Source organism: Novipirellula methanifontis (assembly GCF_052161655.1).
Classification (GTDB): Bacteria; Planctomycetota; Planctomycetia; order Pirellulales; family Pirellulaceae; genus Novipirellula.
In genome coordinates, this window is the sequence record NZ_CP197418.1 from 5,345,987 (window position 1) to 5,369,078 (window position 23,092).

Annotated in this window: 15 protein-coding genes; 12 read left to right on the forward strand and 3 right to left on the reverse strand. The window is 53.7% G+C overall.

Annotation, left to right across the window (positions count from 1 at the left end):
• Positions 1 to 63 precede the first annotated feature (63 nt).
• Both SH528x_RS19480 and gmd read left to right on the forward strand, forming a co-directional pair.
• The gene (locus tag SH528x_RS19480) at positions 64 to 1,017 is read left to right on the forward strand and encodes a GDP-L-fucose synthase family protein (RefSeq protein WP_442505121.1); all 954 of its coding nucleotides are present in this window, start codon (positions 64 to 66) and stop codon (positions 1,015 to 1,017) included.
• 69 nt (positions 1,018 to 1,086) lie between these two features.
• Positions 1,087 to 2,103, forward strand: a complete 1,017-nt coding sequence (gene gmd, locus SH528x_RS19485) for a GDP-mannose 4,6-dehydratase (RefSeq protein ID WP_442505122.1) — start codon at positions 1,087 to 1,089, stop codon at positions 2,101 to 2,103.
• A gap of 128 nt (positions 2,104 to 2,231) precedes the next feature.
• Here the strand turns inward: gmd and SH528x_RS19490 are convergent, their stop codons facing one another.
• From SH528x_RS19490 to SH528x_RS19500, 3 genes are read right to left on the reverse strand one after another with little or no spacing between them, the layout of a single operon-like run.
• A complete protein-coding gene (locus SH528x_RS19490; RefSeq protein ID WP_442505123.1) occupies positions 2,232 to 3,677 on the reverse strand; it encodes an NAD-dependent succinate-semialdehyde dehydrogenase in 1,446 nt (481 codons plus the stop codon).
• 9 nt (positions 3,678 to 3,686) lie between these two features.
• On the reverse strand, positions 3,687 to 5,231 hold the full coding sequence (locus SH528x_RS19495; RefSeq protein WP_442505124.1) for a sodium/proline symporter: 1,545 nt from the start codon (positions 5,229 to 5,231) through the stop codon (positions 3,687 to 3,689).
• Between the two features lie 24 nt (positions 5,232 to 5,255).
• Positions 5,256 to 5,870 (reverse strand): cupin domain-containing protein, encoded by a 615-nt coding sequence (locus tag SH528x_RS19500; RefSeq protein ID WP_442505125.1) that lies wholly within the window; start codon positions 5,868 to 5,870, stop codon positions 5,256 to 5,258.
• A gap of 63 nt (positions 5,871 to 5,933) precedes the next feature.
• Between SH528x_RS19500 and gabT the strand changes: the two genes are divergently transcribed.
• From gabT to SH528x_RS19550, 10 genes are all read left to right on the forward strand, one after another.
• Positions 5,934 to 7,280: a 4-aminobutyrate--2-oxoglutarate transaminase gene (gene gabT, locus SH528x_RS19505; protein WP_442505126.1), complete on the forward strand. Its 1,347-nt coding sequence runs from the start codon at positions 5,934 to 5,936 to the stop codon at positions 7,278 to 7,280.
• A complete protein-coding gene (locus SH528x_RS19510) occupies positions 7,277 to 8,173 on the forward strand; it encodes a carbon-nitrogen hydrolase family protein (RefSeq protein ID WP_442505127.1) in 897 nt (298 codons plus the stop codon). The genes gabT and SH528x_RS19510 overlap by 4 nt, the downstream gene beginning before the upstream one ends.
• A gap of 25 nt (positions 8,174 to 8,198) precedes the next feature.
• The gene (locus SH528x_RS19515) at positions 8,199 to 11,096 is read left to right on the forward strand and encodes an aminotransferase class I/II-fold pyridoxal phosphate-dependent enzyme (protein WP_442505128.1); all 2,898 of its coding nucleotides are present in this window, start codon (positions 8,199 to 8,201) and stop codon (positions 11,094 to 11,096) included.
• A gap of 60 nt (positions 11,097 to 11,156) precedes the next feature.
• The gene (locus tag SH528x_RS19520; RefSeq protein WP_442505129.1) at positions 11,157 to 12,653 is read left to right on the forward strand and encodes a biotin carboxylase; all 1,497 of its coding nucleotides are present in this window, start codon (positions 11,157 to 11,159) and stop codon (positions 12,651 to 12,653) included.
• Position 12,654: 1 nt separating this feature from the next.
• Positions 12,655 to 13,632, forward strand: a complete 978-nt coding sequence (locus tag SH528x_RS19525) for a C45 family autoproteolytic acyltransferase/hydolase (RefSeq protein ID WP_442505130.1) — start codon at positions 12,655 to 12,657, stop codon at positions 13,630 to 13,632.
• 390 nt (positions 13,633 to 14,022) lie between these two features.
• Positions 14,023 to 15,012: a diguanylate cyclase gene (locus SH528x_RS19530; RefSeq protein ID WP_442505131.1), complete on the forward strand. Its 990-nt coding sequence runs from the start codon at positions 14,023 to 14,025 to the stop codon at positions 15,010 to 15,012.
• Complete coding sequence (locus SH528x_RS19535) at positions 14,999 to 17,353, forward strand: protein kinase domain-containing protein (RefSeq protein ID WP_442505132.1); 2,355 nt, start codon at positions 14,999 to 15,001, stop codon at positions 17,351 to 17,353. Before SH528x_RS19530 ends, SH528x_RS19535 begins: the two co-directional genes overlap by 14 nt.
• A 22-nt stretch (positions 17,354 to 17,375) precedes the next feature.
• Positions 17,376 to 17,516 (forward strand): hypothetical protein, encoded by a 141-nt coding sequence (locus SH528x_RS19540; protein WP_442505133.1) that lies wholly within the window; start codon positions 17,376 to 17,378, stop codon positions 17,514 to 17,516.
• Between the two features lie 967 nt (positions 17,517 to 18,483).
• Positions 18,484 to 20,184 carry a LamG-like jellyroll fold domain-containing protein gene (locus SH528x_RS19545; RefSeq protein WP_442505134.1) on the forward strand — a complete coding sequence of 567 codons (1,701 nt, stop codon included), beginning with the start codon at positions 18,484 to 18,486 and terminating at the stop codon, positions 20,182 to 20,184.
• Between the two features lie 50 nt (positions 20,185 to 20,234).
• Positions 20,235 to 23,027, forward strand: a complete 2,793-nt coding sequence (locus SH528x_RS19550) for a PSD1 and planctomycete cytochrome C domain-containing protein (RefSeq protein ID WP_442505135.1) — start codon at positions 20,235 to 20,237, stop codon at positions 23,025 to 23,027.
• The last annotated feature ends 65 nt before the right edge of the window (positions 23,028 to 23,092 follow it).

Below are 23,092 nucleotides of genomic sequence, written 5' to 3' on the forward strand. Positions count from 1 at the left end.
GTTGCTATCAGTAGCCTAAACGCTGTCCGTTTACTCTCGCTTCTCTAAACACGTCTCTGCGAAATGACCGAAATCACTGGGAAAGTCTACGTCGCTGGCCATCGCGGTATGGTGGGTTCGGCGGTCTGCCGCCGATTGGCAAGCGAGGCTAATTGCGAAGTCTTAACCGCCTCTCGTGACACGTTGGATCTGACCAACCAAAGCTCGGTCGAGGATTTTTTCGCTCAACATCGCCCCGACTCCGTCATTTTTGCGGCAGCCAAAGTCGGCGGAGTGCTTGCAAACGACACTTATCCTGTCGAATTTCTAGGCGACAACCTGTTGATGTCCACCTTTGCCATCAACGCGGCCTACGCTGCGGGTGTGAAACGCTTCCTGTTTCTCGGCAGCACGTGTATCTACCCCCGTGATTGCCCGCAACCGATTCAGGAAGAAGCACTGCTGACCGGCCCCCTTGAAAAGACCAACGAAGCGTACGCATTGGCGAAAATCGCTGGATTAAAACTTTGCCAATTTTATCGGCGACAACACGGTGTGATGTTTCACAGTGCGATGCCGACTAATTTGTACGGCCCTGGCGACAACTATCACCCCGAGCACAGTCATGTGTTGCCGGCACTGTTGCGACGATTCCATGAAGCCAAAAACGAGAATCTCGACAGCGTGACCATCTGGGGTACCGGCACTCCCCGACGCGAATTCCTTTACGTCGATGACTTGGCCGACGCCTTGACATTTCTGATGGCACAAGACAATCCTCCCGATTGGGCGAACGTTGGCACCGGTGTCGATTTGTCGATCCTGGAACTTTCGCACCTCGTAGCAAAAACGGTTGGCTACGAGGGGGACATCAAAACGGACCCATCCAAGCCTGATGGCACCCCTATCAAGTGCAGTGATGTCTCCCGGCTAAACGGCATGGGGTGGAAACACAAAGTTGAACTCGCCCACGGATTAAAAAGAACGTACGATCACTTCTTGAACGAAGTGGAATCGGGACAAATGCGTTCGGTCTAGATTCGTTTTATTTAGATACTCAAACACGTTACCTCCTTTTCGCAACACAAACAATTCTCCGATATTGACATGACCAAAAACGCATTGATCACCGGAATCACTGGACAAGACGGCAGCTACCTCGCGGAACTGTTGCTCGAAAAAGGCTACACTGTGCACGGCCTTGTCCGTCGTAGCAGTACTTTTTCAACCGAGCGAATTGAGCATATCTATCAAGATGTTCACGAAGACTCGCGACTGCGTCTGCACTATGGTGACCTGACCGACGGACAAGCTCTGACCAATCTCGTGCTCGAGATCGAACCTGACGAAATCTACAACCTAGGTGCACAGAGCCATGTGCGTGTCTCGTTTGACCAACCCGTTTACACGTTGCAAACAGTTGGCGTCGGTGCATTGAACGTGCTCGAAGCTGCACGGCTTTTGAACAAGAACAAACCGGTTCGCGTCTACCAGGCCAGTAGCAGCGAAATGTACGGGGATGTTTTACAGACACCACAAACCGAACTGACTCCGTTCAACCCTCAGTCGCCCTACGCCTGTGCAAAGGTGTTTGCGTTCCATCAAACCGTGAACTATCGCGAGAGCTACGATATGTTCGCCAGCAACGGAATCCTGTTCAACCATGAATCGGAGCGTCGCGGTGAAACGTTTGTGACACGTAAGATCACTCGAGCCGCTGGGCGAATCAAAGTCGGGATGCAGAAGAAACTGTATCTCGGTAATCTCGATGCCAAGCGTGACTGGGGCTACGCAAAAGACTATGTCGAAGGGATGTGGCGAATTTTGCAGCACGACGAGGCAGACGATTTCGTACTTGCCACCGGTCGTACGGAAACGGTTCGCGATTTCGCACGCCTTGTCTTCCAACAACTCGACCTTGATTACGAAGATTTCGTCGAGATCGACCCTCGTTATTTCCGTCCTGCCGAAGTGGAATTGCTATTGGGTGATCCAAGCAAGGCGAAAGAAAAGTTGGGATGGGAAGCGACAACGAACCTCGAAGAACTGGCCCGCATCATGACCGAGCATGATTTGGAATTGGCCAAACGCGAAGCTCACGCGAAGAGCTTTGTCCCCAGCTAGTGCAGCGTCACAGCTTAAATTTAAGGGCAGCGAAACTCGTCAAGAGTTTCGGATCGCTAAGCAAATCACGAAAGTCTTGACGGCTTCCGCTACTCATACGTACCCGAAACCTTAGGCGAAACGGGCCATTAGGGACGGGGGACCGTTTGAGTCTCAATGAAGTCATGAAGCCCTTCGAGGCCGCCTTCACGGCCGAAGCCGGATTGCTTCATCCCGCCAAACGGTGCTTCGGCGGTCGGTCCGGACCCGGTGTTGTGCCCGACGTGACCGAACTGCAATCGCGAGATTACCCTTTCCGCTCGCTGGTCATCTGCGGTGAAGACGTATGCTGCTAAACCGTATTCCGTCGCGTTGGCGGCATCGATCACCTCTTGCTCGCTTGCAAACTCAATGATTGGCGCTACTGGTCCGAATGTTTCGTCTCGGACGCATAGCATGTTTGCCGTGACACCTCTCAAGACCGTTGGCGGATGAAACCAACCAGCGTTTCTGCTGGCGATTTGCGTTTCCGATCCAGCGATCCGCGTTGCACCCTGATTGATCGCGTCGTCCACATGCGAGCGCACTTTGTTGAATGCGTTTTGATCGATGAGCGGTCCCATCTCGGTTCCCTCCTGCATTCCGTCGCCAACACGCAGCGCTGTCGCTCGCTCGGCCAGTCGTGTGGCAAATGCGTCTGCGATTCCGCTCTGCACGTACAAGCGGTTGGCGCAAACACAGGTTTGGCCAGATCCGCGAAACTTGTTCGACATCGCGTGGTCCACGGCTTGTTCCAAGTCGGCGTCGTCGAAGACGATAAAGGGTGCATTGCCACCGAGTTCGAGCGACAGTCGCTTCAAGTGAGGGGCGGCGGCAGCCATCAATTTCTTGCCGACTGGCGTCGAACCAGTGAAGCTGATCACTCGCACCGCAGGATGCGCACACAACACGTCGCTGATTTCACCCGCTGGGCCAAGGATCAAGTTCGCTTTGCCCGGAGGCAATTCAATCTGTTCCATCAAGCTGAACAGAGCCACCATCGAAAGCGGTGTTTTCGACGATGGTTTCACCACGCTACTGCAATCGGCCGCGAGCGCAGCGGAGAACTTTTTCGCCAACATTGCAAGCGGAAAATTCCAAGGTGTCACCAATGCCACGACACCTGCGGGGCGCGAGTACACCGTCCACTGGTGGCCGCGAGGTCGATCGGCAAGCTGCCTCGGTTTCAAATGATCCACAACCGTTGAATAGTAGCGAAAGAAGCTCGCCGCATAGTCTGCTTCCCCTTGCGCTTCCTTCCAAGGCTTGCCATGCTCATGAGTGATGATCCGACCAAGCTCTTCACGATGCTCGGTGATCAAATCTGCGAGTTGGCTGAGCCAGCGGCGCCGCTCGTCAATCGTCGAAGGGGTCGCCAAAGCCGCTGCCGCCGATTCAATCGCGAGTTCGGTTTCCGTACGTCCCATCACGGGGACGATGGCGATCGTGTCACCGGTGGCCGGATTGACCACGGGCATGGTCTTGTTCGAGTCCGCACCGCACCACCGTCCATTGATGAAGCCGTTGGTCGTTTTGAGTAGTTCGGATTGAAGCATCGCTAGGGTTTATCCGGTACGAGAATGAGGAGAAGGATGAGATTGATCGCTCAGATCGTCGTGAAGTTGAGTCGGATTCAAGGTCGTTGATCGGTCCGACAGACTGACGACGATGGCAACGGCAAGCGAAACGATGAACGCGGGCGGCAGCTCGGACAACGCTGAAAATGCCTCGCCGACGACAGGTAATTGGGGTGCTACGAACTTGAAGAACGGGACGCTCGCGAAACCCGCCAACATTGCCGCGAGTGCTCCTCGAGCAGTCAATCGCGACCAGAACAGGGACAAGATCATGGTGGGACAAAACGTTGCCGAGATTCCCGACCAACCAAAGATCGCGAACCAAAACACCGTGCGACCGGGTACGAGCGCGGCGACACAAAATGCGATACAAAGCGCAGCGGCGGCGAGTGCAAATGTGACGATGCGACTGCGGCCCAAAAGTTGTTCATCACTCATCTCCGGATGGCGAACTTTTTGAAAGTAGTCACGGACGAACGCGCTCGACGCCAGTACGAGCAATGAATCGACGGTCGACATGATCGCTGCGAGCACAATCGCGATATACAGTCCGGCGACCCAATCCGGAACCGAGCTTGCGACCAGCATCGGCAATACCTGCTGGCCTCCCGATCCGAGTTCGTCTTGTACGGTTTGATTGGGCTTCATCAGTAATGCGCGCCCCACCATTCCGATCAGTACTGCGCCGCTAGTGGCCAACAACGTCCAAACAATGGCGACGATTGAACCAGGACGGATCTCTTTTTCGGAACGCAACGAAAGGAATCGTACAAAGATCTGCGGCGACCCCATGAACCCAAGACCGATCGCCAGGAATCCGAGCGTCGTCAGCAGCGACTTTGCACCGGGGCCATCCGGTCCCCACAACGACAACAGTGCCGGGTCTTGTAGTCGCAGTGCATTTACCGTGGGCTCAAATCCCCCCGCGGCAGCCAATCCAAAGAACGGCAGGGCGACCAAACCGACGACCATCAGCGACCCTTGAAAGACGTCCGACCACACCACCGCGACGAACCCACCACTAACGATGTATACCAGCACGACGGCGAAACCGACGATCGCGCCGACGTAGTAGTTCCAACCTAAGAAGCCTTCAAATGCGGTACCGATCGCATCGATCTGGGCGCTGACATAGATCGTGACAAACACCACAAGCGTGAACGCGGCAACCAATCGAATCCGATGGGTAGTATCTCGAAGTCGGGATTCGAGATAGTCGGGTATCGTGACCGAGTCGTAAAGATCGGTGAGGCGTTTGAATCGCCTGCAAAGAAATATCCACGCGGCCGCAACGCCGAGTACCTCTCCCAACACGACCCACAACGCTTGGGCGCCGACGGCCGCTCCCATTCCAGTCAGCCCAATCAGCAACCACGCGGATTCACCGGTCGCACGACTCGAAAAGGCTGCGGCCCAAAATCCGAATCGCTTACCACCGGCATAGTAGTCGCGTAAGTTCTTCATTTGGCGCGAAGCCGCAACACCGATCATCAACAAGATGATCAGATACAGAACGATACCGATCAGTTTCATGGCGTGTTTCTCGTTCGCTCCAGATTAAAAACTGGGGGGAGTACAACTGCTAACGAGCTCACATTCCTCGTCTCCGATGTTGCGAAACCGATGGGGAAGGCGGCTGTTAAAGTAGTAGCCATCACCGCGTCGGAGTACTTCAACTTGTCCGCCGACAGTGACCTCAATCTCACCTCGAACCACGATCCCGGCTTCCTCACCCTCGTGCGACAACAGCACCTCGCCGGTGTCGCCGCCAATCGCGTAGATCTCGTGCAGCATCTGCATTTGACGCTTCGACATATTCGATCCGACTTGACGTAGAACCACCAAGCCGTCCGCGATAATTGCGAGTTCTGCAGTTCGAAAAAAAACTTGCGAGTCCGGCTCGAAGTCATCCGCAAAGAAGTCGGCGAGTGACAAGCCGAACACCTCCAGAATCTTCTTGAGCGATGCAACCGAGGGACTCACCCGATCCTGCTCGATCATCGAGATGGCGCCATTCGTGACACCGGCACGCTTGGCCAATTCTCGTTGCGAAATTCCATACGCCTGACGCAACCGAAGCAGCCGAGATCCAACGGCTTCCGATTCGCTTGATGCTGGTTCTTTCGAATTCGGCTGGACAGGATCGCCTGAGTTGCTTAATATTTTGGACATTACGACCTCGTTTTTACCGTGGTTTTGCAAACCATACCAGTTTTCGTTTAATTTATCAATCCAATGAAATCTAGTGAAAGCCTGATTGCTCGTCGCCAAGTCGTCACTCCACGTGGCGTATCTATGGTGACACCCGTGGTCGCTGCGTCGGCTCGCGGTGCCATCATCGTGGACCCCGAAGGCCGCGAGTACATCGATTTCGTCGGTGGTATCGGCGTGATGAATGTCGGCCATGGTCGTGCGGAAATCGTCGACGCAATCAAGACTCAGTGCGACGCTTTGCTGCATACTTGTTTCCAAGTCGCGTCCTACGAACCCTACGTCTTGCTATGCGAAAAGATGGTCGAGCTATTCCCGCATGGGGAACACACCAAAGTCATGCTCGTCAACACGGGGGCCGAAGCCGTTGAGAACGCGATCAAGATCGCCCGACAAGCGACCAATCGGCCTGCCGTGATTTGCTTTTCCGAAGGCTTCCATGGTCGCACGATGATGGCGATGTCGCTGACGAGTAAGGTCAATTTTAAGATTGGATGCGGACCGTACGCACCCGAAGTGTACAGGCTGCCTTTTCCGAACTACTTCCACTACGGCGATGGCTTGAGCGAACATGCATTCGTCCAACGCGAGTTGAGACGGTTTCGCGAATTGCTACTCAACTCCGTCCCTGCGGAACAAGTCGCCGCGGTCATCATGGAGCCGATTCAAGGCGAAGGTGGATTTAATCCCGCGCCTCTGGCTTACTTGAGCGGGTTGCGAAAACTTTGTGACGAATTCGGTATTCTGCTGATTCTTGACGAAGTGCAATCGGGATTCTGTCGCACGGGTCGATGGGCCGCTTATGAACACTATGGCGTGGTTCCCGATTTGTCGACTTGGGCCAAATCGATGGGTGGTGGAATGCCGATCGCATGCGTGATGGGCAGAGCCGATGTCATGGACGCAGCACGACCTGGCACGATCGGCGGAACCTACGGTGGCAATCCGGTTTCCTGCGCGGCTTCGCTGGCCACGATTGAATTGATGGAACGCGAACAGCTTAATGCTCGCGCTGAAATCATTGGCGAGCGAGTGACAACACGATTGAATGAGTTACAGAAACGTTTCCCCAAATCCATCGGGGATGTTCGTGGACTCGGAGCGATGATTGGTGTTGAGTTCGTTGTCGATGGTGATCACTACGAGCCGGCGACACAATTGACGAACGAGATTCTCGCGGCCTGTGTGTCACGAGGGTTGTTGATCATCGGCGCTGGTGTCTACGGCAACGTGATCCGCTTCCTCGCCCCTCTCGTGATTACGGATGAACAACTCGATCGTGGTCTCAGCATCCTTTGCGAAGAAATTGTGTCCGCCATCGAGAATACGCAACAGAAACAAACCATACCAACAAAAGCGAACGCGATATGACCCCCTTTTCCATCGGTGGCCTGCAGCTGCACACCTCAGGTCTGCGAGACAATTTGCCGTACATGACGGCCAAACTTGACTATTTCATGTACCTGTATCCCTGGGTGCAGATGGTCGTGTTCAGCGAGTTGGCTTCGCATGGGCCCAACCCGGCCAAGGCGGAACCACTACCGGGGCCATCCGAACGCAAGTTCCAAGAGATGGCCGCGAATCACAAGATTTGGATCGTCAATGGATCGCTGGTCGAAATTCTCAATGGAAAGAAGTACAACACGCTTTCGGTGATTGATCCAACGGGCAAAGTCGTCGGTCGTTATCGCAAGATGTTTCCGTTCTTGCCCTACGAAGAAGGCACGTCGTGCGGCGATTCGTTTTTTGTTTTTGACGTGCCTGACGCCGGACGCTTTGGCGTTTCGATTTGTTATGACATGTGGTTCCCCGAGACTTCGCGAACGCTCGTCAGTATGGGCGCCGAGGTTATCTTGCACCCAACGCTGACGGGAACCATTGACCGCGACGTCGAGCTATCGATTGTTCGGGCAACTTCCGCGATGAACCAGTGCTTTATGTTCGATATCAATGGCGTTGGTGATGGTGGCAACGGACGCAGTATCATCTGTGGCCCTGCTGGCGATGTTCTGCACCAATTCGGTGCCGCCGAAGAACTTGTGCCGATGGAAATCGATCTCGATCGCGTTCGACGATATCGCGAAGTCGGAATGCGAGGACTGGGGCAACCGCTCAAGAGTTTCCGCGATTCCGAGGTCGTTTTTCCTGTCTACGCTCCCGGTGGTCGACGCGGGGACTACCTGCAATCGCTTGGAACCCTCGAAAAAATGTCTCGCGGTTCTCGTGCCGGATTGGATGAAGGCGCCGGACTCGATCAAGCTTGAGCAACCCAGGTGTTGAAGTGATCGAATGAACCGCACGCCTGCAGGGAAGATGGAAATGAAAGACCAAGTTTACGACTATTTTGATCTCGAGTCACTGAATCCGTCGAATGTGGCGATCTACAACGCGACTCGATCAAGAACGGATATCTGGCATTTTTTGCGAGACAGCGCACGCCGGCTCAACCGCATCGCTAAATCGGGCACATCGGCAGAGCAGACTGATGTGATGTGGCTGACGGATGCCTGTACAGAAGTCTTTAATTTCCTGCGACCACTGGAAGAGTACTTTGTTTTTCCAGGACTAGCAGCGCTCGAGCAAGTGTGCACTTCATTCGAAAGCAGGCGTTACGAGGATTTCGCACGCCAAACGCTCCGCATGGTGCGAATGATGTCCAGCGGAATGTATCGCAAGCTGGATTTGACGGCCTCACGTTTGACCGATTATGGCGATCTGATGAGCGTGGCCAAACTCAGTGAAGAGATTCACGTGCGAATCCGTCAGGAAAAACGCCCCTACTTTCAGGTCCTCGTCGTCGATGAGATCGGCGACGTCGAATCGAAAGAACTTCGCCGAGAATTGAGAGACCTCCGTCGCGATGACGACCTCTTCTTTTATGAAATCGTGGTTGTTCGAACTTTCGAAGACGCCTTGGTGGCGGTGGTTTTAAATCCCGATATTCAAGTCTGTGTCATTCGCTACAGCTTTCCATTTGCCACAAATTCCAAGTTCAAGCTACTGCACGAAATTCACTCGTTGCTAGAGCATGATCCGAACAAAATCGCGTCCATGATGCCGACGCAACGCAGTTTGTACTTGGGGAAAATGCTGGCGAAATTGCGTCCCGAGCTTAATCTTTACCTCGTTACCGATGCTCCCGTGGAAGCGATCGTGGGCGAGCCGAGTCTCGCGTTTCGCCGAGCGTTCTACAACCAATCGAACTATCATGAATTGCACCTAAGTATCCTCAAGGCTGTCAACGAACGCTTCGCGACGCCATTCTTCAACGCGTTGAAAAAGTACAGCCGCAAACCGACAGCAATGTTCCATGCCTTGCCAATTTCTCATGCCGCGACCATCGTTCGCTCGAACTGGATCGGCGATTTGGGGGAGTTTTATGGTCATAAGATGTTTGAAGCCGAAACATCGGCGACCACCGGCGGGCTTGATTCGCTACTGCAGCCCGCCGGGTCACTGCGAGATGCCCAGGAACGAGCATCCAGAGCGTTCGGTTCACGGCGAACGTATTTTGTGACCAACGGCACGTCCACCGCGAATAAGATCGTGATGCAAGCGATCAATCGTCCCGGTGACATCGTGTTGCTGGCGCATGATTGCCATAAATCTCATCCCTACGCCGTCATCTTGTCGGGTTCACAACCGGTCTATTTGGACGCCTATCCACTTCCCGAATATTCGATGTACGGAGCGGTTCCGCTTTCTGAAATTAAACTTCGGCTATTGGAGCTTAAGCGTGCCGGAAAATTGGATCGCGTCCGCATGCTGCTGCTTACCAATATGACGTTTGATGGTGTGACGTACGATCCTGTTCGGATCATGGAAGAGGTGTTGGCAATCAAGCCGGACATGATTTTCCTGTGGGACGAAGCCTGGTTTGCCTATGGTCGGTTCTCTCCCATCCTGCGTCGACGCACCGCGATGTGGTCCGCTGCGCACTTGCGTCAGCGGTATGCCAGCGAGCAATACGCTCGCGAATACAAGATATGGCGCAGCAAGTTTGACGAGCTTGATCCTGATGACGATGCGACGTGGCTTGACCAGCGTTTGATGCCAGATCCCTCGGAGGCTCGCGTTCGCGTCTACGCAACTCATTCGACGCACAAAACACTGACAGCGTTCCGTCAAGGCTCGATGATCCATGTGCACGACCAGGACTTTGAGCATCACACGCGCAATGCGTTCAATGAAGCGTACATGACGCACACCTCGACTTCGCCTAACTACCAAATCCTCGCGTCGTTGGATGTGGGACGGCGGCAAGTCGAACTAGAAGGCTACGAGATGGTCAGCCGTAGCATCGAGCTTGCGATGATGCTTCGCGAACGTATTGATTCCGATTCATTGATCGGAAAGTACTTCACCGTACTAGCACCTCAAGAGATGATCCTTGAACAATATCGGCCCTCGGGATTGAAGGAATACTTCAGCAAGACAAACGGTTGGGGCAGGATGGATCAAGCTTGGCTCAGCGACGAATTCGTTCTCGATCCGACACGAGTTACGTTGCATGTGGGGCGTTTGGGAGTCGACGGCGACACGTTCAAAAAGCTGTTGATGGATCGCTTTGACATCCAAATCAACAAGACATCTCGCAACACGGTACTATTCATGATCCACATTGGCATGACGCGAGGTACTATTGCTCACTTAGTCAACGTGTTGACGGAAATGGCCAGAGAGATGGATGACAAACTGGACCGATGGAGCGAGGTCGAGCTTGCGGCTCACGCTCAGTGTGTGCGATCACTCAATGAGGATCTTCCTCCGCTACCAAACTTCAGCCGCTTTCATCGTGCTTTCTTGACGTCGCCGGACAGCACGACGCCTGAAGGCGATCTAAGGCGAGCGTTTTATAAAGCATACGATGACACCGCTTGTGACTTCATAAAGCTAGAGGATGGATCTTTATTGCGGGCAATTGACGCGGGCCAAGAGCTTGTTTCTGCAGCGTTCATTACTCCCTATCCGCCGGGCTTCCCGGTGCTCGTGCCCGGTCAGGTCATTTCACGCGAGATCGTTCAATTCTTGATGGCGCTCGATGTGACAGAAATTCACGGTTATGAACCCATGTTCGGGCTTCGAGTGTTCACGGAAGAAGTCGTTGCGATCGAAGATGAGCGAGCCAACGGACGCAAACGTGCTTCTCACATCGCCAAGTCTTCGAAGACGAAAATTTCCGTCTGAGTCGGTCGTAGTTTGATCCGCCCTTTTCTCTCTCATTCCTAGCCGCATGGAACCGCCTCAATGTCAACCAGCATCGCTACAAAAACCGCCACCAAAACACTTCGCGGCATTCCCGATATTCGTCTCTTCTTTCACCGCAATGAGACGCCAATCTATTTTGTGAGTGCAACGAACTTCAATTTGCTCGGTATCGACGAATGGGTTCGCCACTTTCGTTTCATCAGCTATATCGATTGCTTCGATGGTCAGCACCCACACGTGATCTCGCCATCGGAGATCCCGCACCGGCCATTCACTTCAATCGAAGACATTAATAATTACTTGCTTGAACACAAGGAAGTCGTTGATCTGATTCGAAAACGGTCTCAGGACGGCAAAGCCGGTAAAGCAGTTTTTCTTTTCTTTGACGAGCAAACCGAAGAACTGTGTCGTCAACTTGGCTTAGAAGTTTGTTTCCCACCGGCGAAGTTGCGTCAAGAAATCGACAGCAAGATCATGACGACGCGGATCGGTGACCGTGCGGGAATTGCGAGCGTCCCAAACGTGCTCGCGAAGATCGGAAGCTATGCCGAACTGCGAGAGAAAACCGGTCACCTCGGCGACGACGTTGTCATTCAAACGGCGTTCGGAGACTCAGGTCACACTACATTTTTCATTTCCAACGAAGCCGACTGGGACAAGCACGCCGAGGAGATCAAGAGTGATCCCGAAGTCAAAGTGATGAAGAAGATTCGCTGTCGAGGTTCGGCCCAGGAGGCCTGCGTGACGCGACATGGAACCATCGTCGGTCCATTGATGACGGAGCTTGTCGGATTCAAAGAGTTGACACCGTATCGTGGCGGTTGGTGCGGCAATGAAGTGTTCGCAGAAGCGTTCACGCAAGATGTTCGCAATAAGGCTTGCGATATGACGTTCAAGTTTGGCGAAGAACTTCGCAAACTTGGTTATCGCGGCTATTTTGAGCTCGACTTCCTGCGAGACCTCGACACCGATGAATTGTACCTCGGCGAAGTTAATCCACGAGTAACGGGCGCGAGTGCGATGACCAACTTGGCAGCGTTTGCTCATGCCGATGCACCGCTATTTTTGTTCCATTTGCTCGAATGGGCGGATGTCGATTTTGAACTTGACGTCGCGGATCTCAATCAACGCTGGTCAGACCCGGACAACATCGACAATTGGGGCCAATTGGTCATCAAACATACAGCCGACACGGTCGAGTTGATCACGTCGGCGCCGGAGTCCGGAATTTGGGAACTCAACGACGACGGAAGCATTAAATATGTGCGAATGCAAACACACCGTCGAACGGTTGAATCCGAGAAACAAGGTTTCTTCCTACGCATCTCAAAACCAGGTGACTACAAGTACGAGGGGGCCGATCTGGGCATCCTGATTACGCCGGGCCGGTTGATGACCGAAGACTTTGAACTCAACGATCGAGCTCGCGCGTGGACGGAAGGCATCAAGTCGCACTTCGTTTCGCGTCCTGTCCCGGCTGCCGAAACGGTGGTCGCTGAGCAAGTCGCCGAAGCCGGCAATTTCAAGTTAATGTAACGTGAAAATTTCTTTCCAGTCGATCGCAGAGCCGACCCCAGGCGAGAAGTGGCGCCAACTCTTCGAGCGTTTCTGGCCGTCGTATTCACGATGGTTCATGAAAGAAGGCGACGAAGCACGCCCTACTTTCTTGAGTTGCGAGAGAGCGCTACGAAATTACATGCCCGAACTGATGCCGACTTACGAGCGAATGCTCGAGTTGTCCGGCGGTGGTGATCAGGCGGCGCGTTTTTTGAGCCTCTATTGCCCGACGAACTATATGTCGGGATGTTCGCAAGCCGTTTGGATGCGTGATCGGCCGTTTTTGATACGCAACTACGACTACAGCGACAAGCTGTGGGAAGGCAAGTTGTGGCATACCCAGTGGAATGGCACCCGCGTGATCGCAATGAGTGATTGCTTGTGGGGAGCGCTCGATGGGATGAATGAGCATGGGTTAGCGATATCGCTCGCGTTCGGAGGGCGTAAAACAATCGGCGACGGATTCGGTATCCCGCTGATCCTGCGTTACATCCTGGAATTCTGTGAGACTACGGCCGAAGCAACGAGCGTTCTTGGACGTGTCCCCAGTCACATGGCGTATAACGTCACTGTGCTCGACAAGGCCGGGGCCTATGCAACAATTTTCGTTTCGCCAGACCGTGATATGGTGGTTTCGCGACGCGCATCGGCGACCAACCATCAAGACCGCGTCGATTGGCCCGAACATGCAATTGCAACCTCTAGCCTCGATCGTGCGCACGTCCTGTCGCTCCGCCTAGGCGACCCGTTTGAAACACGTGAACGATTCGCATCCCGATTTCTCGAACCGCCCCTTTACCAAACCAAGCACGAGCAAGGCTGGGGAACGCTGTATACCGCTGGATACGATCCGCTCGCGGGTGGGCTTACGATTCGGTGGCCCGGTCACCATGTTGATTTCTCATTTGATCATTTCGTCGAACAGTACCTCGTGATACGGACGCAACCCGGCCTGTGACTTGGTGATCGAATAACACATAAGCGACTGACGCTTGTTTCGTCGTCGTCCGATTCATCGGCTCGAACTTGTGGCCAATGCGGATCGTCCGAGTTTGACTCGTTGTTATGTAACGGGATACAGCAACACGATATCGCGACCGAAGCCGCTAGGGAGGCTCGTTGGCCGCCCTGGCGGCAAAGCAGGGAGTTCTCGCCCCAATCCACCGTCGTCCAAAATCTCCCGATCTGCGTACCAACCTCCCAATTTTATTGACTGACTGCACTCCTATTTCGTATGGGGTGTCACTCCTCGATTTTCAGTCCAATCCTTATCACCCAGACATTCGTCACAGTTTCTCGGCGAAGCTCTTTCTTTCGCTGCGGTTTGCCTGATGGCTCGTTATTCGCCGTGCAACTCTTTTCACGGTGGGAATCTGCGTCCGAGCGACGTAGTGGCGAATTCCCGCCGCCGCAGGACTCGCGTTCGATTTTGACATTAGGGGTAATAGGGATGCTGCAATCCGCTTGGGAAGAAACCGTCACAAAAGCACAATCGGAATTACCTGAACCGGGTGGTCAAGGTCATCTGCTGCAAATACATCCGCTTGAAGTTAGCGCTCGCTTGATTGACCTGCAGCAACCGCAAACGACGGTGGGGCGTGACGCTAGCTGTGGATTGAACATCGCCGACAGTTCGGTATCCCGACGTCATGCTCTGATTGAACGCACTGGCGACGAGTATCACGTCACCGACCTCCAAAGCACCAATGGCACTCGTGTTAACGAGTTACCTGTCGAGTCTGCGACGTTAAAACCTGGCGATCGAGTTCAATTCGGCAACTACATTTTCAAATTTCTCTCTAGCAATCACATCGAGCTTCACTATCACGAAGCTGTCTATTCGATGATGACTCGCGATGGATTAACAGGAACGTTGAACAAGCGATCGTTCCTCGACATCATCCATCGTGAATTCCAAAAATCGCTCCATCGTGGCACTTCTCTTTGTCTAATCATGATGGACATTGATCATTTCAAATCCGTCAATGACACCCGCGGCCATCTTGCAGGCGACGAGGTTCTCAAGGAATTGGGCAATCGAGTCAACTCCGTGATCGCCGAACATGATGTGTTCGCACGTTATGGTGGCGAAGAATTTGCGATCCTGCTTACTGACCTTGTGAATTCCGAAGCGATCGAAGTCGCCCAGCGCTGCCGGGCTGCCGTCGAAGCCGAGCCGTTTCCAACGTCCGTCGGACCGTTGCCGATCACAATCAGCGTCGGTGTGGCCGAGTTTGCTTCACTCGAGTCACCTGAACACGAAGACCAGCTCGTACAAGCGGCGGACGCGAAGCTCTACGAAGCCAAACACGGTGGACGCAACCGTGTCTGTAGCTAACTCCGAAGCGACAGCAGCCGGGTTTGTGCAACCGAGTTCAACGAACTTGGACGAATCAGCATGCAACGTCGACGCGACGTCGGCCGGGTTTCGCCAAAATACGTGCAAGTCGAATTCGGTTACGGAGTGTAACGGAAACCGTTCCGCGGACACCGATCCGGGATCCGTGTCGTCGGATGCGGTCAAAGACGATCCGTTGATTGGTTCGACCATCGGCCGATTCCAGATCGAATCGGTGATTGCAAGCGGCGGTATGGGGTCGGTTTACAAGGCGTTGCAATCTGAACCGGTTCGGCGCTATGTCGCGTTGAAGATGATCAAAAGCGGTTTAGAGGACCAGGCCACCATCAGCCGTTTCTATGCCGAACGTCAAGCGTTGGCACTGATGGATCATCCCGACATCGCGCGGGTTTATGAAGCGGACGCCACACCGTCGGGCACTCCCTATTTCGCGATGGAGTACTGCGAGGGACTGCCAATCGATCAATACTGCGCCGAACGATGTTTGGGCGTCAATCAGCGCGTGGAATTGGTCATCCGCATCGCCCGTGCTGTGCAGCGTGCCCACGCAAATGGAATTGTTCATCGTGACTTAAAACCCGGCAACGTGATGGTTTCCGATTGCGAGGGGCGGCCCAATTTGAAGGTCATTGATTTTGGTATTGCCAAGTTCACTGATGAGACATACGCCACTAGCAATAACGCGACTCGCATTGGCGAAATGGTAGGCACACCGGCATACATGAGTCCCGAGCAGGCTGCGGGGGCGACAATCGATGCGCGAACCGACGTGTTTGCGATCGGCGCGATCTTGTTCAAGTTGTTAACAGGTTCGACTCCGCTAACGGCGCCGCCGGATGACGCTCAGAGCCTAGCCGACATCATTTTGCATGTACAGTCGTTTGAACCCGTCACGCCGACCCGTCGCATTGCCGATGCTGATGATGACTTCAAAGCAGTCTTTGCAGAAACTCTCGGATTTGCCAAGCCAAATCAGTGGGCTGCGGCAGTCAAAGGGGATTTGGATTGGATTGCGCTCCGCGCAATCGAACCCGACAAGCTGCGGCGCTACGCAACGGCCGATGACTTGGCCGACGACTTGCAGCGATTCCTGAACCGTGAACCTGTCGTCGCCGTTGCGCCAACCTTCAGCTATCGTTCGCGAAAATACTACCAACGTCATCGCGTCCCTGTCATCGCAGCGGCCGCGATAGCTTCAACGATTCTCATCGCCAGTGGCATCGGGGGCTACAGTTGGCAACAATATGAGCGCGAAAGACGAATTGAAGTTGCGGAAGTCACGTCGGAAGTCGAGCAGCTGTTGGGCGACGCCAATGCGGCACGTTCGCGGGCTGCAGAAGGTGGCGAACACTCCGATGCTGAATTTCGAACCGCGCAAGCCAACATCGCAAAAGTCGAATCGCTACTGGCCTCGCGTCCTTCACTATCGGGTTTGCAAGTTCGCTATCTCGCGGCGCGATTACAAATTCGTAGCGACGAATCTGCATTAACGCTCATTCGGCTGCTTGATGATGCACGCGAACGGGCAACCCACCTCACGCCAAGCGACATCGGTGATACGTTTGGTCGATCCATCGCGGTCGATTCCATTTTGCAAGCCTACCGCGACTTTGGAATCATCCCTGCGGAAACTCCGGCATCCGATGCTGCCGCCAAGTTGGATGCTTGTCCGCGTACGACACTTGGAAGCTTGATCGAGTCTCTCGACTGTTTGTTGAGCGAAGGGTCGGCAGCGGATTGGGCTCATGATGTGCTCGCGATCATGGATCCTGATCCGTGGCGGAGCGAACTACGAGGGGCCATTTTGTCGGCAGATTTACACGTGCTGCGTACACTCGCGGAGTCCAAGCACGTCGATACTCAGCCACCCTCCAGCTTGATTCAATTGGCCGCATCGCTCCATCAGTTGGAACCCTCGAACGACGCGATTCGTTTGCTCAAAATGGCTCAGAAGAATCATCCAGCGAACTATTGGGCCAACCACTTCCTTGGCACCGCCCTGTGCGTGGCCCACCAGCCGCCGCGTCCAGAAGAAGGACTGAGGTTCTTGACTGCTGCGGTATCGCTGCGTCCCAACAGCGTAGGGGCACGCATCAACCTCGCTGAAAGTCTCGAGCGGGTCGGTGATAGGGAGTCAGCTTTGCCCCATGTGAAAATCGCAGCAGAGCTAATGCCTGGGTACCGCCCGCTACTGCAGCGACTTGCCGCACTATCGAGCGACATTTCGGAGGTGAAACAACCGGTTGCCACTGACACAACAACGCAACTGGGGGCGGTTGAACCCGCAGCGGATTCGCCCATCCGAAGGATTGACAACTAAACTCGTTCGGCTGGATACACACGTGGGAACAGCACGTGAGTTCGCAGTCACTCGCCACGATTACGAACTGGCGTTGCAAAACAGCGGAGAGCACAGTGATGCAATAACCGAGGTCGAAGCAGCACTTCAGCTGCGTCCCGACTACAACGCCGTTCGGTTGTAGCATGAAAAAACGTTCGATTTCGGCCGGGCGGCTTGCGCCGCACCGCTACTAAACCACCTGGTTAGGACCTTCGGAGTAATTACTGACGTAGCGGAACTCGCGCGAGAGTTTCGACCAGCCTGGAAAACGAAAGTCTTGACGACTTCCGCTACGGGAAAACACGTCACTTATTGTTCCGACGGTGCTTAGTGCCAAACTAGATGGCATCCGCTCACGCTGCGGAAACCAAAACGCCAAATAACAAACTCATCAGGATGGCAATCAATGGGATGTTTTTTTTCAACATAGTCGGTACTTATTCGGGCGGGGCATCAGGATTCCAGGCACGAGAGCTGAATGGGCAACGCAACAACGCTTGTCGTTCCAAAGAAAATCTAGGCCCGAAGTTCGTGATACTGGCTGCGAAACCGTATTCCAGGGCGATCGAGACGGTTTGTAACACTGACAAACCACGTAATCGGAATGATCCGTTGAAGTCTCCACGCGATAGCGAGCTGCTGATTGCTGCTGCAATGCCGAATTGCTGTTCAGCTTCGCTTGGTAAGTGGTGACACCGCGTGCCCTAATACGACTTGGGGACGATTGCCAAAGTCCGAAAGGGCGTTTTTCGCGTGAAAACAGCCCTTTTGCCTGCATTCTTGAGAATTTCTGTCCAAATTGCAGACCGTTCGGAGTGGTTAGGTGCGGAAGGACGTTTTGTGCAACCGCATGAGGTGTCCATCCGTGCCCACGATTCCGCCGTAACCGTGCCGGTTTTCGACTTCGAAACAGTCGAGCTTCGCGGGTTGCCTAGGAGCGATCGTGGCGTGCGAAATGAGACGCTCGGGCTCAAAATAATGGTGACCGTCGGGCACCGATGTGGGGTTCCAATGAGAAAATGGAGTCCCGGGATCTACGGTATGATGCAAAGTAGAGGCCGAGCTTTCTTTCCCTTTTATATACGGTCAATGGTTGCGGACCCGTTTTGATGAACAACATAGAACTGAATCGATTAATCGCAGACTGGCTCGATGGCCGGATTGACGAATCCGATTCGGAATTGCTGCAACAGCAATTGCGTCAGTCGTCGCATGCACGTGACTTGTTCCGTCAGTACACAAAACTTGACGCCGGACTGCGGGAAATCACCGGCGGCATGATGATGTCAGACCGCGTCTTTGACGAATCACTGGCGGACTCCGGTGCGCCGGTAAGTCTTAATAAGTCTGAGTCAGTTCGAAACGGAGCTGGAGTGTGGACACAGCTGGCAATCGCAATGTCGCTTTTGGTTGTGGTTGGCGGGATTGCATACCAGCTCGGTAAAACAGGTTCATCAGACTCGTCCACAGCGACAGCGAATGCATCGCCAGCGTCGGTCACGACAGCGGAAGGCACGATCGCGGGTTATGCGACGCTGCGACGGGTTGCTGATTTAGAGTGGTCCGATGACTCGCCATCCTATCGTGAAGGCGATGTGCTGCCGGCCGGTGTGTTGCAGTTTGACACAGGCGTTGCCGAGATTGACTTTTTCTGTGGCGCCACGTTGGTGGTGGAAGGCCCCGCAAAAATGAACTTGGAATCAGATTGGTCGGTGCAGTTGTTAGCCGGTCGAATGCGAGCCAACGTGCCTCCGGCTGCACGGGGATTTGTGGTGCGGGCAGCCGAGTCCGAGATTATCGACTTAGGCACCGAGTTTGCTTTGGAGGTCGGCCCCGATACGGCAAGAGTCGAAGTTATTGATGGTGAAATCAAGCTTCGCGGCGGAGAATACGACGGCAACCATCTTACCACCGGACAAGGCCGATCGTTGGCAGGTAGCGATTCCGGCCAAGATGCGTTTCAAGGTCTCAGTACGGTGAGTGATGTACGGCGACGACGTGATCAAGAACAGCAGCGGCGCCTCGAGCAGTGGGAGGCGTATTCACGAGAGCTTGCGTCGGATGAGCGATTGATTGCTTACTACCCCATCAACGACTCAAAGAGCGAGCGTGTGATTTCAAATCGAGCCATCTCAGGAAGCGAGTTGAATGGTGCAATTGTCGGCTCGGTGGGACATGTCGAAGGACGCATTGGCCCCGATGCGACAGGGCTAGACTTTAGCCGTCCTGGTGCGCGAGTTCGTACACGAATCGACGGCGATTTTGATGCGTTTACGTTTGTCTGCTGGGTCCGAATTGACAGTCTTGGTCACGTGTACAACGCCTTGTTCATGGCGGACGGGTACGAAAATGGTGAGCCTCACTGGCAAATCGATAGCGACGGCAAAATGATGTTCTCGGTGATGGTCGATGACAGTGCCGAGGTGATGTATTACAGCCGCGTCGAAGATGCAGTGGTTCGTGATGCAGGTCGCCATCTCGTCTATCGTACCGAACCGATTTGGGACCTTTCGAAATCGGGTCGCTGGATGCAATTGGCCGCTGTCTATGACCCGCAGGAAATGCGGGTTCGTCAGTACGTTGACGGCCAATTGGTAAGCGAAGATGAAATTCGGCCCGAGTTCTTGGTCAGCCGACTGCAAATTGGCCCCTCTGAGATCGGTAATTGGGGGCAACCCTTCCGCAAAACTCCTAGCTTCGCGGTTCGGAATCTGAATGGTGCGATCGATGAGTTGGCGATTTTTAATGCGGCGTTGTCTTCGCAAGAGATCGAAGATTTGTACAGAAACGGTAAGCCTGCGGGATACTAATCACTCGACACAAATTGTTTGCTATGACCTTAGAATTGCTATCTACAAAAATGAGAAACCTAATTGTCGTTGGTTGCATTTTGCTTATGCAACCTTCGCTGTTGGCTGACGAAATCGACTTCGAGCGCGACATCCTGCCGATCTTCAATGAAAGTTGCGTCGAGTGTCACGGACCAGACGAGCAGGAATCGGGTTTTCGCGTTGATTCGCGTGTGGCGCTGCTGAAGGGTGGCGACTACGGCGATCCCGGGATTGTGCCTGGCGATGACAGAGTGGGCCTGCTGATCAAAGCGGTGTCGTACGAAGACAGTGACCTCGAAATGCCGCCCGAGGAAAAACTGAGCGACGAGAAGATTGCATTACTTCGCCGCTGGGTGAAAGAAGGTGCGGTATGGCCAGGCCAAATGGACGCCAAAGTGGTTCGCGAGAAATCGGATCATTGGTCATTCCAACCCGTGGTTCGGCCTGAAGTCCCATCTGGAATTACACTTCCTGATTCCAATGTGGCGAGTGCCAATACGCAAGAATCTAATCGCACTGCGATCGACGCCTTCCTGCTCGATCGGCTTGCCAAGGATGGATTGCAGTACTCGGAACCCGCCGACCCTCGTTCGTTGATTCGACGCGTCTCGATTATCTTGACCGGGTTGGCTCCAACCCCGGACGAAGTTGACGCATTTGTGATGGCGTCTCAATCGGATTCCGAGGCTGCCTATACAGAACTTGTTGATCGATTGCTTGAGTCACCTCACTTTGGTGAACGCTGGGCTCAACATTGGCTCGATGTGATTCGTTGGGCCGAAACCAACGGATCCGAGAGCAATATGTATCGCAAGAACGCCTGGATCTATCGCGACTATGTTGTTCGAGCGTTCAATGAAGACAAACCTTACGATCAATTTCTGTTTGAACAAATTGCCGGCGATACCGTTGGTGTCGGTGACGCAACCGGCTACTTGGTTTCGGGACCTCACGTTCCGTTGGCGACAGTGGGCCGTGAAGAGACCGCAAGACGCCAGGCACGTGCCGATCGCATGGACGAAATTTTGCAGACTGTCGGTGCGACAGCGATGGGGATGACCATCGGCTGTGCTCGCTGCCACAACCATAAATTTGATCCGATTTCCATCAAGGATTACTACTCGATGTCCGCCGTATTCCAGGACATCGAATTCGGCAGTCGCTTTCCTGAATTAGCAGAGGATCACCCACGACGGATTCGCGGGAAAGAACTGTATGCCCAGATCAATCAAGTACGTCGACAACTTCGCACATTGGGGCCTTGGGAAGAAGATTGGATTGGCTACCAAGAAATCCATTTTCCCGCGAAGACGACCCCAACGATTCGAGTATCGTTTCAGTCGAATTTTGTCCGTCTGGATGAACTTGAAGTTTTGGGTACCGAGCAACTTCACGAAAATCTCGCGTTGGATTCCAGTGGGACGGTGGTTGACTATTCCAAAGCAAACACGTCGGAGGGGTCTCCGATAGGCAATATCAACGACGGATTGTTTGGAAACGACGCTTGGATGGTCCGAGGGAACAAGAACAGTAAAGAGAAGCCGTGGGTCCAATTCACATTCAAAGAACCTCAGCAGGTCAATCGCATTCGACTGAGTACGAATCGTGAAGACTACTTGGAGACCGATTATCTGGACAATCTCAACAAACAGATGTACGAGATTGCCAAGATCGAAGTGCAGGATGAGCAGGGCGAGTGGACCGAGGTCTTCAGTGCACAGCAGATAAAGGAACTAAACAAAAAGCATTCCGAACGTGATGTAATCAATCAAAAGCTGCAAGCGTTGATTGAACAGGTTAACGAGGAAGGTCCTAAGCCGAGTTTTGTGGCACGCTTCATTAAACCCGTGAAAACGCACGTTTTTAGTCGTGGCAGTCCCGAGAATCCTGGCGAAGAAGTTTACGCTGCTGGGATGAGCGAGCTCGGAGGCGATTTGGGAATCACACCCAACGCGAGTGGAAAGAAACGGCGTGCTGAATTTGCGAATTGGGTGATCGATCCCACGAATCCTTTGACAGCCCGAGTTGCTGCCAATCGTTTCTGGCACCATGTTTTTGGTCAGGGAATCGTTACGACGACTGCTGACTTTGGTGCCGCCGGGGCGCCGCCGACTCATCCGGAGTTGTTGGATTGGCTCGCGGCCGAATTGGTACAGCCTAGTGAGCAAGCTGATCATGCCGCCCCTTGGTCGATGAAACATATGATTCGATTGATGGTCATGTCCGATGCGTTTCGGCAATCCAGTTTGCCACGTGACGAAGGGCTTGCGGTGGACGCTGGTTCGAATCTGTTGTGGCGTTTTCCTCCGAAACGAGTAGAGGCGGAAGTGATTCGCGACTCGATTTTGCAAGCGTCCGGTGTTCTAGACACATCCATTGGTGGCCGCAGTTTTCGGATCCACAATGTGAAGAAACGGTACGCGCAATGGGAGATCGAAGACAACTATGGACCCGAGACATGGCGTCGGATGATCTATCAAGAACGGATGCGTCGCGTTGACGACCAGATGTTTACCGCATTTGACTTTCCCGATTGTGGACAAGTTCAAGCGAAACGGCCCGTTTCCACCACGCCTCTACAAGCGTTGAATCTACTCAATAGTGACTTCGTGATCGAACAATCGAAATTAGTTGCACAACGTGCTTTGGACGAATCGGGTGGCGACATGCGGCTGAGTGTCCGCCGATGTTTCGAACTGTTGCTGACACGAGAACCATCGCTGGATGAACTCGAAGCATGTCTCGATCTGGCGGAGCAAATCGATCTGTCGCTCGTTTGTCGAACCCTCATCAACACCAACGAGTTCGCCTTTCTACCGTAAACCATTGTTTAAGTATCCGAAGCGAAAGTTGACAAGACTTTCATCCACGAACAAACGTAAACAAT